The organism is Streptomyces sp. CBMA29 (assembly GCF_014596445.1).
Taxonomy (GTDB): domain Bacteria; phylum Actinomycetota; class Actinomycetes; order Streptomycetales; family Streptomycetaceae; genus Actinacidiphila.
The window spans coordinates 1-9,821 of sequence record NZ_MECL01000010.1 but is presented as its reverse complement, the minus strand read 5'-3'; the positions used below and the strand labels follow the sequence as shown (position 1 = coordinate 9,821).

The 9,821-nt window shown below is 73.1% G+C and carries 9 protein-coding genes; 5 read left to right on the top strand and 4 right to left on the bottom strand.

Annotation, left to right across the window (positions count from 1 at the left end):
- A partial coding sequence (locus BGM09_RS02310; RefSeq protein ID WP_188279662.1) for a TerD family protein occupies positions 1 to 536 on the bottom strand: 536 nt, incomplete at its 3' end.
- 170 nt (positions 537 to 706) lie between these two features.
- Positions 707 to 1,465: a dienelactone hydrolase family protein gene (locus BGM09_RS02305; RefSeq protein ID WP_317452493.1), complete on the bottom strand. Its 759-nt coding sequence runs from the start codon at positions 1,463 to 1,465 to the stop codon at positions 707 to 709.
- Positions 1,466 to 1,822: 357 nt separating this feature from the next.
- Between BGM09_RS02305 and BGM09_RS02300 the strand changes: the two genes are divergently transcribed.
- The 3 genes from BGM09_RS02300 (at position 1,823) to BGM09_RS02290 (ending at position 5,531) form a co-directional block, all read left to right on the top strand.
- Positions 1,823 to 3,034 (top strand): PP2C family protein-serine/threonine phosphatase, encoded by a 1,212-nt coding sequence (locus BGM09_RS02300; RefSeq protein WP_188279664.1) that lies wholly within the window; start codon positions 1,823 to 1,825, stop codon positions 3,032 to 3,034.
- Between the two features lie 269 nt (positions 3,035 to 3,303).
- Positions 3,304 to 5,094 (top strand): sensor histidine kinase, encoded by a 1,791-nt coding sequence (locus tag BGM09_RS02295; protein ID WP_317452492.1) that lies wholly within the window; start codon positions 3,304 to 3,306, stop codon positions 5,092 to 5,094.
- A complete protein-coding gene (locus tag BGM09_RS02290) occupies positions 5,091 to 5,531 on the top strand; it encodes a response regulator (RefSeq protein WP_188279660.1) in 441 nt (146 codons plus the stop codon). The genes BGM09_RS02295 and BGM09_RS02290 overlap by 4 nt, the downstream gene beginning before the upstream one ends.
- Before the next feature lie 71 nt (positions 5,532 to 5,602).
- On the opposite strand, the gene BGM09_RS02285 is transcribed toward BGM09_RS02290, so the two are convergent.
- Positions 5,603 to 6,433 (bottom strand): NAD-dependent epimerase/dehydratase family protein, encoded by an 831-nt coding sequence (locus tag BGM09_RS02285; RefSeq protein WP_188279659.1) that lies wholly within the window; start codon positions 6,431 to 6,433, stop codon positions 5,603 to 5,605.
- 250 nt (positions 6,434 to 6,683) lie between these two features.
- Here BGM09_RS02285 and BGM09_RS02280 point away from each other — a divergent pair, with 250 nt between their 5' ends.
- Together BGM09_RS02280 and BGM09_RS02275 are read left to right on the top strand one after the other, a co-directional pair.
- Positions 6,684 to 7,616 (top strand): 5-dehydro-4-deoxyglucarate dehydratase, encoded by a 933-nt coding sequence (locus tag BGM09_RS02280; protein WP_188279658.1) that lies wholly within the window; start codon positions 6,684 to 6,686, stop codon positions 7,614 to 7,616.
- 22 nt (positions 7,617 to 7,638) lie between these two features.
- Positions 7,639 to 8,817, top strand: a complete 1,179-nt coding sequence (locus BGM09_RS02275; RefSeq protein WP_188279663.1) for a hypothetical protein — start codon at positions 7,639 to 7,641, stop codon at positions 8,815 to 8,817.
- A gap of 254 nt (positions 8,818 to 9,071) precedes the next feature.
- On the opposite strand, the gene BGM09_RS02270 is transcribed toward BGM09_RS02275, so the two are convergent.
- Positions 9,072 to 9,821: hypothetical protein (locus BGM09_RS02270; protein WP_223186185.1), on the bottom strand; the 750-nt coding region annotated here is incomplete at its 5' end.

Sequence of the window (9,821 nt, the reverse complement as noted above, 5' to 3'; positions counted from 1 at the left end):
AACGCGGCGGCGGCGGGGGCCGCGGGGGCCGCGGGCTCCTCCACGTTCACCCCGAAGTCGCTGGCGATGCCGCCCAGTCCGTTGGCGTACCCCTGGCCGACCGCGCGGACCTTCCAGGCGCCGCCGCGCCGGTACACCTCGACCACGACGAGCGCGGTCTCCGGGCCGAGCCCGGTGGGCGTGAAGGTGGCGATCACCGAGCCGTCGTCCGCGCTGCGGACCGTGGCCGTCGGCGTCGTACCCGCGAAGGGACCGCCGCCGTCCAGGCTCGCGGTCACCACGACCTTCTCGATCCCGGCCGGTACGGCCGCGGTGTCGACGGTGATCGAGTCGGGCCCGGAACCGCCCCCGGAGCGGTGGCTCACGCCGGGCCCCTGGGGCTGGTTGTAGAAGACGAAGTCGTCGTCGGAGCGCACCTTCCCGTCACCGGTCAGGAGCAGGCCCGAGACATCGAGCCGCGCGGAGGAGGCGGCGACGTCCACGGCCACTCGGGGCACGGAGAGCGGCACATTCGAGCCAGGCGTCATAGCGGTCATGCCCCCGTAACGACCGACTGTTGTTTGCGGTTCCATGACCCGGAGATCAGCTTCCGGCCCGTTATGGGCGTCCGGTCCCGGCGTCGGTTCCGGCGCTCGCGCCGGCTCGTACCGGCAGCGTCGCACCCGCGGTTCCGTACGGTCTGACCCGTATCGGCAGCCCCGTACCTTCACACCCGTACGCCCCGCCCGTCACCGAGGGTCGCGGGCACGTCGAGGCCGTCGGGGGAGCCGGGCGGCAGGGCGAAGGCGGAGGCGACCTCGGGCGGGAGCGCGGACAGGCCGAGCAGGCCGCAGACGGCCCGGGTGGTGAGCGCGTGCCAGACGGCCGCCTGGCGCAGCATCGCGTGGTCGCCGCCCGGCAGCACGAAGCGGCACACCTCGGCGCCCTCGGCCCTGGCCCGCTCCGCCATCCGCAGCGACTCCACGGGCGAGGTGATCCGGTCGGCCTCCGCGTGCAGGAACACCAGCCGGGCCGCCGAGAGCTGTTCCACCGGCTCCTGCGGCAGGCACCAGGGGGCCAGCGCCACCGTGCCGACCACCCCGTCCGTACCGGCCACCCGCAGCGCCGCCCTGCCGCCCATGGAGTGCCCGACCATCACGACCGGCGCCCCGCCGGTCCGCCGGGACAGCTCCGCCAGCGCGTCGGCCGCGTCCCGCGCGGCGTCCGCCCGCTCCCCGTTCCAGCCGCGGTGCCGGTAGCGGGCCTCGGCGAGCACCACCCGGCGGCCCTCCGTCGCGCGGGCCAGCGCCCGGACGAAGGGGCGCATTCGCAGCCCCGGCGCGTTCAGCCGGGACGGCCGGCTCATACCGCGCTCCCGGCCGCCGTGCAGCACCAGCACCGCCGCCTCGGGGGCCGCCGCGGAACGCCGCATCACCAGGCCCCGATATCCCGCGCGTGCGCTGTCGCCGTCGCGGTCCTGTGCCACCCGTGCCTCCACCCGTGTCCGTTCCCTCCGTCGGCGTCCCGTGACAGGTACGAACGGACGTTCCGGAATCCCCGTTCCGACGTACCCCGTCAATCCTCCGTCATTCGGAGCGGAGTCGGTTCCGGATGGGTCGCGCCGCGGTCCTGACGCACAGGTTGCCGGATCGAACAGGGGTCCGGAGGCTCCCGCATATACGCTCCTGCCCTGGGCAAGTACGCTCAGCGCAATCTCAATGGTCGGGCAGCCGAATGCGGAGGAAGAAACGTGGCGCAGAGCGGCCCGGTCGGAGTTCCGGCCGGACTTCCGGTGGGCATCCCGCACACCCGCGACGGACGTGACAGCCGTGATGTCCGTGACATCCGCGACAGTCAGAGTCCGCGCACGGCGCCGCCCGCCTCCTTCGGGCAGTCGGGCCTCGCGACGGTCCTGCTGGTCGAGGACGACGACGGCGACGCCCTGCTCGTCGAGGAGTACCTCGCGCTGAGCAACGCCGCGACCCAGGTGGTCAGGGCGCGCAATCTCGCCGAGGCGCTGGAGCTGCTGGCCCGCCGCGCCGCGCCCGAGTGCGTCCTGCTCGACCTGCACCTGCCCGACGCCTTCGGCGTGGACGCGGTGTCCCGGCTGCTGAAGGACGCGCCCGGCGCGGCCGTCGTGGTGCTGACCGGCCTGTCGGAGGAGGACGCCGGGCTCGCCGCGGTCGCCTCCGGCGCCCAGGAGTATCTGTCCAAGAGCGCCCTCGAACCCCAGTCGCTCAGCCGCGCCATCCGCTACGCCGTCCAGCGCAAGCAGATCGAGCGCGCGCACGTGGCGCTGCGGGAGAGCTCGATGCGGGCCGAGGAGAACGCCCGGCTGGAGCGCGGGCTGCTGCCCACCCCGCTGCTGCGCGGCGACGACTGGCAGGTGACCACCCGCTACCGGCCGGGCCGCGACCACGCGCTGCTCGGCGGCGACTTCTACGACGTCGTGCAGACCGAGGACGGCACGGTGCACGTCGTCATCGGCGACGTGTCGGGGCACGGCGCGGCCGAGGCGGCCCTGGGCGTGTGCCTGCGGGTCGCCTGGCGGTCCTTCGTCCTCGCCGGCACCCGCGGCGCCGAACTGCCCGGCATGCTGGAGCAGATGCTGGTCGCCGAGCGCGCGGGCGAGCACGTCTTCGCCACCCTCAGCTCGCTGGAGTTCGCCCCGGACCGCACCACCGTCAAGATCGTCAGAGCCGGGCATCCGGGAGTGCTGCTGCGCCGCGGCGCCGACGTCCGGTGGTGGGAGCCGCCGTACGGGCCCGCGCTCGGGCTGCTGCCGGGGCAGGGCGTCTGGCCGGTGACGACCGAGGCGCTGGACGGCGCGTCCGTGGTCCTGTTCACCGACGGCCTCTTCGAGTGGCGGTACGGCGACGGGCCGGAACGGCTCGGCGAGGAAGGGCTGTTGGAGCTGGCCCGGAAGAACGGCGCACTGCCCGCGGAGGCGTTCGTCGACGCTTTGATCAACGCGGCCGAGACGGCGACGGCGGGGCGCGGCGGTCTTGAGGACGACGCGGCCGTGATGCACGCGGGATGGCGGGCGAGGTCATGACGGAACACCCGCCCGCGTCGGGGCCCGGGTCGGAATCCACGGAGCCCGCGCCGGAGCCGACGCCTGAAGCCGCCGCCGAGGCCGCGCCCGCTCCCGAGGCCGCACCTGTCGCCCAGTCCACGCCCGAGCCCACGCCAGTTCCGGAGTCCGCGTCCGTGCCGCATCCCCCGACCGACCCGCCGCCCGTATCCGAGTCCGAGCCTGTATCCGAGCCCGTATCCGAGCCCGAGTCCGTATCCGAAGCCGGGCCCGTGTCCGAGAGCGCGCCCGTGCCCGGTCCGCGGTCCGAGTCCGGCCCCGGCCCCGGCTCCGACATCGATCCCGCGCCCGGCTCCGATGTCGTGCCCGATCCCGATGTCGTGCCCGATCCCGCGCCCGATGTCGTGCCCGCCCCCGTACCCGCTCGCGGGCCTAAGGCCCACCGGACGAGGTCCGGCTTCCGGCCGCGCGAGAAGGGCCGGATCACGGTCCAGGGCGCGTTCAACCTCGTGCTCGGCGGGATGACGCTGCTGGTCCTCGTCTTCGCGGTGATCGGCGCGCAACTGCTCGGGCACACCACGTCGATCTCCGACCACCTGGCGAACCGGGTGCAGCCCGCCCGGGTGGAGGGGGTGCGGTTGCAGACCGCGCTGCTGGACCAGGAGACCGGGGTGCGCGGCTATGTGCTCACCCATTCGGCGGAATTCCTCCAGCCCTACACCGAGGGCCTCGCTGACCAGAAGGCGATCACCGCCAGGCTGCGCCCGCTGATCAGCGGCAACAAGCGCGCCTCCGCGGACCTGCTGGCGCTGGAGGAGGCGGCGGACCGGTGGCGTACCACGTACGCGCAGCCGCTCATCGAGCACGCCCGCGAGGGCCTGCCCGCCTCCGCCGACAGTTCGCTGCTGGAGGGCAGCAAGCGGGGCTTCGACACCGTACGGACCCAGTTCACGGTCCAGGACACGCACCTGAAGGAGGACCGGCAGCACAGCCAGGATCAGTTGCGGCACGTGCGCAACGAACGCGACGCGGTGTTCCTGGCGATGCTCGCCTGCTTCCTGGTCGCCATGGTCTTTCTGGCGCTGTTCCTGCGGCGGATCGTCGGCCAGCCGCTGAGGCGGTTGCGCGACGACGCGCTGCGGGTCGCGGGCGGCGACTTCGACACCGGGATCGAGCCCAGCGGCCCGGCCGATCTGCGGGTGCTCGCCGAGGCAGTGGAGGCGATGCGCAGCGGCATCGCGGGAGCGCTGGCCGAGGCGCACGGCCAGCGCGGACTGCTGGCCGCCCAGGCCGCCGAGTTGACCGAGCAGGCCGAGGAACTGCGCCGCTCCAACGCCGAGTTGGAGCAGTTCGCCTATGTCGCCTCGCACGACCTCCAGGAGCCGCTGCGCAAGGTCGCGTCCTTCTGCCAGCTCCTGGAGAAGCGCTACCGGCACGCGCTGGACGAACGTGGTGTGCAGTACATCGACTTCGCGGTCGACGGCGCCAAGCGCATGCAGATCCTCATCAACGACCTGCTGGCCTTCTCGCGGGTGGGCCGGGCGCAGGACGACCACCGGCCGGTCCGGTTGGAGAACACGCTCGACCAGGCGCTGTACAACCTCGCGGACCGGCTGGAGGAGTCCGGGGCGCGCGTCGAGCGGCCCGCCGCGCTGCCGGACACCGTCGGCGACGCGACGCTGCTGGCCCTGGTCTGGCAGAACCTGATCGGGAACGCGGTCAAGTTCCGTTCCCCCGACCGGCCGCCGGTGATCGCGGTGGAGTCGGGAACCGCCCCCGACGGCACGCTCGTCTTCAGCGTCACCGACAACGGCATCGGCATCCAGGAGGAGTTCAGCGAGAAGGTCTTCGTGCTCTTCCAGCGGCTGCACAGCCGCAACACCTACGAGGGCACCGGCATCGGCCTCGCCATGTGCCGGAAGATCATCGAGCACCACGGCGGCCGCATCTCGGTGGACAACGAGTACACCGGCGGCACCCGCATCCGTTTCACCCTGCCCGCCGGGGCAGAAGAACCACCTGACCAGGCGTCGGCGGCGGCGCCTGGCGTCGAGGCAGCAAAGGGAGCACCGCGCGTATGAGCCAACCCGTACACCCGATCGAGGTCCTGCTGGTCGAGGACGACGCGGGCGACGAGCTGATGACCCGCGAGGCGTTCGCCGACAACAGGATCGGCAACACCCTGCACGTGGTCCGCGACGGCGAGGAGGCGCTGGACTTCCTCTACCGGCGCGGCGCCCACCAGGACGCGGTGCGGCCCGACTTGATCCTGCTCGACCTCAACCTGCCGAAGTACGACGGGCGTCAGGTGCTCGAGATGATCAAGGGCGACCGGGAACTGGCCGCGATCCCGGTGGTGGTGCTCACCACGTCCGCGACCGACGAGGACATCGTCCGCAGCTACAAACTGCACGCGAACGCGTACGTCACCAAGCCCGTCGACGTGGAGCAGTTCATCAGCGCGGTGCGGCAGATCGACGACTTCTTCCTGTCGGTGGTACGGCTGCCCGGCCGCTGAGCGGCCCGCGGGCGGCGTCCGCGCACGGCTCGTACGGTTCGTACGGCTCCGCGCGTCCGCCGTCACGTCTCTCAGTACGGCCAGATCGGCGGGTCCGTGCAGAACGGGCCGCCGAGGTTGGCGTGCGCGGGATTGTCCGGGTCCAGCTCGCCCTGTTCGGCGATGAGCTTCGCGGCGAACGGCTCCGAGTCGTCCCGCGGCTCGTACCCGAGCGCGCGGGCGCCCGAAAGGTCCCACCACAGGCGGGTGTTGGCGGAGCTGCCGTAGACGACGGTGTGCCCCGTGGTCCCGGCGCTGAGCGCGGCGTGGAAGAGCCGGGCGCCGTCGGCCGGGCTCATCCAGACCGACAGCATGCGCACCGACGTGGGTTCGGGGAAGCAGGAGCCGATGCGTACGGAGACGGTGTCGATGCCGTGCAGGTCCGCGTAGAGCTGCGCCAGGTCCTCGCCGAAGCACTTGGAGAGCCCGTAGTAGGTGTCGGGGCGGCGCGGGGTGGTGACCGGGATCAGCGCGCCGTCCGGCACCGGGGAGCCCTGCGGCCGCGGGGTGAAGCCGACGGCGTGGTTGCTGGAGGCGAAGACGATCCGGCTGACGTTCTCCTCGCGGGCGGCCTCGTAGAGGTGGTAGGCGCCCTCGATGTTGCTGCGCAGGATCTTGTCGAAGGAGGACTCCAGCGAGATCCCGGCGAGGTGCACGATCGCGTCGACGCCGCGCACCGCCTCGCGCAGCGCGTCCCGGTCGGACAGGTCCGCGGTGATCACCCGCGCGCCGTCGGGCGCCCCCTGGACCGGGCGGACGTCGAACAGCCGCAGGTCGTATCCGTAGGCCGGCAGCAGGCCGCGCATGAGGGTGCCGAGGCCGCCTGCGGCGCCGGTGAGCAGAACGGTGCGGGGAGCGGGCATACGGGGTCTCCGTGTCTGGCGGGGGCTTCGCTGACCTCAGGGGTCACTGTAGACGGCTGACGTCCGACGTGGGTATGTCCATGGACGACGTTCAGATATATGGACATTTCTTGGTGGTGGAAGCGGGCGGCGCGGGGGACTCTTGGAGGTGCCCGTCGGCTTGACCGGCCCAGGTCACCTCGCCTAGCGTGGCAGCGTTCATGAATATAGACATGGATCAGATGAGCGCACAGACTTCAGGGGGAACCCGATGACCTCACCCGCCCTCGCCGAGCGCCTCGACGGCCTGCTGTTCTTCCCCGTGACGGCCTTCGGCCCGGACGGCGGTCTCGACCTCGACGCGTTCCGCGCGCATGTGCGCGCGGGGGTGGAGGCGGGCGCCGCCGCGGTCTTCGCGTGCTGCGGCACGGGCGAGTTCCACGCGCTGTCCCCCGAGGAGTTCCGCGCGTGCGTCGCGGCGGCCGTCGAGGAGTCCGCGGGGCGGGTGCCGGTGGTGGCCGGGGCCGGATACGGGACCGCGCTCGCCGTCCAGTACGCCCGGCTCGCCGAGGAGGCGGGCGCCGACGGGCTGCTCGCCATGCCGCCCTACCTCGTCGTCCCCGGCCAGGAGGGCATGTTGCGGCACTACGCGGCGCTCGCCGCGGGCACCGGCCTCGATGTCATCGTCTACCAGCGCGATAACGCTGTCTTCACCCCCGAGACGGTCGTCGAACTCGCCAAGGTGCCCAACATCATCGGCCTCAAGGACGGCCTCGGCGATCTCGACCTGATGCAGCGGATCATCAGCGCGGTCCGCACCGAACTCCCCGGCCAGGACTTCCTCTACTTCAACGGCCTGCCCACCGCGGAACTCACCGGCCTCGCCTACCGCGGCATCGGCGTACTGCTCTACTCCTCCGCGGTCTTCGCCTTCTCGCCCGAGATCGCCCTCGCCTTCCACAAGGCGCTCACCACCGGCGACGACGCCACCGTCAACAAGCTGATCGACGGCTTCTACCGCCCGCTGGTCAACCTCCGCAACCAGGGCCGGGGTTACGCCGTCTCGCTGGTCAAGGCGGGGGTACGGATGCGTGGCCTGGACGTCGGCGAGGTCCGCCCGCCGCTGTCGGAGCCGTCCGCCGCGCACGTCAAGGAACTGGCCGACCTCATCGAGCAGGGCCTCGCGCTGCTCGGCGACCGCTGAACGGACCCCGGACATGCCGACCATGAGGACCTCCGCCTTCGTCTACCCCTGGGACGTCGTCGGCGACCCCGGGGCGGCCGAACGGATCGCCGCCCTCGGCGTCCAGCAGGTCACCCTCGCCTCCGCCTACCACTCCACCCGCGCGCTGACTCCCCGTCACCCCCGGCACCGGATCGTCACCGCGGAGCACTCCGCCGTGCTCTACCCGCCGGACGAACAGCGCTGGCGGGGACGGGAGTTGCGGCCCCACCCGGCCGGGGACTGGGCGCCGGGCGACGCCTTCGGTACGGCGGCCCGCGCGCTCGCCGCAGCCGGGCTCGACGTCCACACCTGGGTGGTGCTCGCCCACAACTCCCGCCTCGGCGCCGGGTATCCGGCCACCTCGGTGGTCAACGCCTACGGCGACCGCTACCCGTGGGCGCCCTGCATCGCCCAACCGGCCGTCCGCGCCTACCTGGTGGACCTCGCGGCGGAGGCCGCCGTACGCCCCTGCGCGGGCGGCACCGAACTGGAGTCCCTGGGCTGGTACGGCCTCGCCCACCTGCACGCCCACGACAAGATCGCCGGGGTGCCGCTCGGCGACGCGGCCCAGTACCTGATGTCGCTGTGCTTCTGCGCGCACTGCCAGGACGGCTACGCCGGGCTCGGCGCCGATCCCGCCGTCCTGGCCGCCGCCGTCCGCCGCGCGCTGGCACCCGTCTTCGAGGGGGACGCCCCGGGCGACGCGGCCGGGCTCCCCGCGATCGAGAAGCTGCTCGGCGCGGAGTTGACGGCGCTCACCCTCACCTGGCGCACGGAGACGGCCGGTTCGCTCCAGGAGCGGGCCGTGGCCGCCGTGCGGGCCGCCGCCGCGCCCGGCTTCCAGGTGCTGATGCACGCCGACCCGGCGCCGTACCGCTGCGGCGCCAACGCGGGCGTGGAACCGGCGCGCGTCCTGGCTCACGCCGACGGGCTCGTCCTGCCCTGCGCCGGCGGTCCGGCCGCCCGCGAGGCGATGCTGACCCCGCTCGCGCCGCACCGCCGCGAAGGCACCGTGCTGGCGGCGAACCTCACCGTCGTCTCCGGCATGGGCGGCAGCCCCGGCACGCTCGCCGAGGACGCCGCGCACGCCGCCGCGCTCGGCGCCACCGAACTGCGCCTGTACCACGTGGGCCTGGCCTCGGACGCCGACCTGAGGGCCGTACGGTCGGCGCTGGCCTGACGCGCGGCGCCTTCACGGGCGAGTGCTCATGACGAGTGCTCACGACGAGCGGTGACAGCACGCACTGGCCAGAGCTCTCACGGCGCGTGCGCGTGAGACGTGCCGGAGCGCGGCGATCATGGGGGTACCGCCGCGCCCCGGAGCGTCACCCTCAGGTGAGGCAGGAGGGCTGTGCGTACTCAAGTCGCCACCGGGGCACCGGAGGTTGCCGTGTATGACGCGAATATTTCCGGCGGGCTACGGAAGCCGTCCGGTCAGAATCCGCCGTCGACCGACGCCGTGCCGTCGGGCCCGGTCCAACGGGCGGTGTACGTGTCGCCGCCGGTGGCGCGGGCGCCCGCCGCGTGGTTGAACTGGCCCGAGAAGGTGTACGTGCCGGGCGTCAGCGTGTTGTTCGCGTCGAGCGTCCAGCGGTAGACCAGTTCCGCGCCCTCCACGGTCACCGTGGGGTTCGTGCCGCCCGAGACGGACGTCCACGAACCGGTGCTGCTGACGCCTTCGGTACGGGCCACGCGCAGTTCGACACTGAGCGACGTCAGCGCCTTGCCGGTGGTCAGCACCACATCGTTCTGCGTCCAGTAGTCGTTGCTCGCGCTGTCGACCGACCCCCGCGCGGTCAGCGTGCCGTTCCGCGCGGTCTCGACCGAGCCCGGCGCGCCGCCGTCGATGCCCGAGGTGGTGGCCGCCGACGACGGGGGAGTGCTGGTGGGGGAGGACGCGCCGCCGGACGGTGTGCCCGTGGGACGCGTACCGCCGGTGCCGCCGTGGCGGCCGGTCGGGTGCGACGGCGCTGCCGGTGAACGGGGCTGCGCGGCGGGGGAGTCGGTGCCGACCGGGCTGGAGGTCGCGGAGCGCGTGACACCGGTTCCGCCGGAGGTCACCACGGACTGCGTCGGCTCACCGTTGCCGGTCACCGCGCCGACCGCGAGGCCGCCGAGGCCGATCGCGCCCGCGACGGCCGCTGTCACCGCGGCGATCCGCATCCACGGCGCCCCGGTCCCGCC

What these genes read in the sequence shown, in the direction of transcription:
- BGM09_RS02290 (WP_188279660.1), top strand. Translation starts at nt 5,091, where the DNA reads ATGAGCCAACCCGTACACCCGATCGAGGTCCTGCTGGTCGAGGACGAC.
- BGM09_RS02285 (WP_188279659.1), bottom strand. Translation starts at nt 6,433, where the DNA reads ATGCCCGCTCCCCGCACCGTTCTGCTCACCGGCGCCGCAGGCGGCCTC.
- BGM09_RS02280 (WP_188279658.1), top strand. Translation starts at nt 6,684, where the DNA reads ATGACCTCACCCGCCCTCGCCGAGCGCCTCGACGGCCTGCTGTTCTTC.
- BGM09_RS02275 (WP_188279663.1), top strand. Translation starts at nt 7,639, where the DNA reads ATGAGGACCTCCGCCTTCGTCTACCCCTGGGACGTCGTCGGCGACCCC.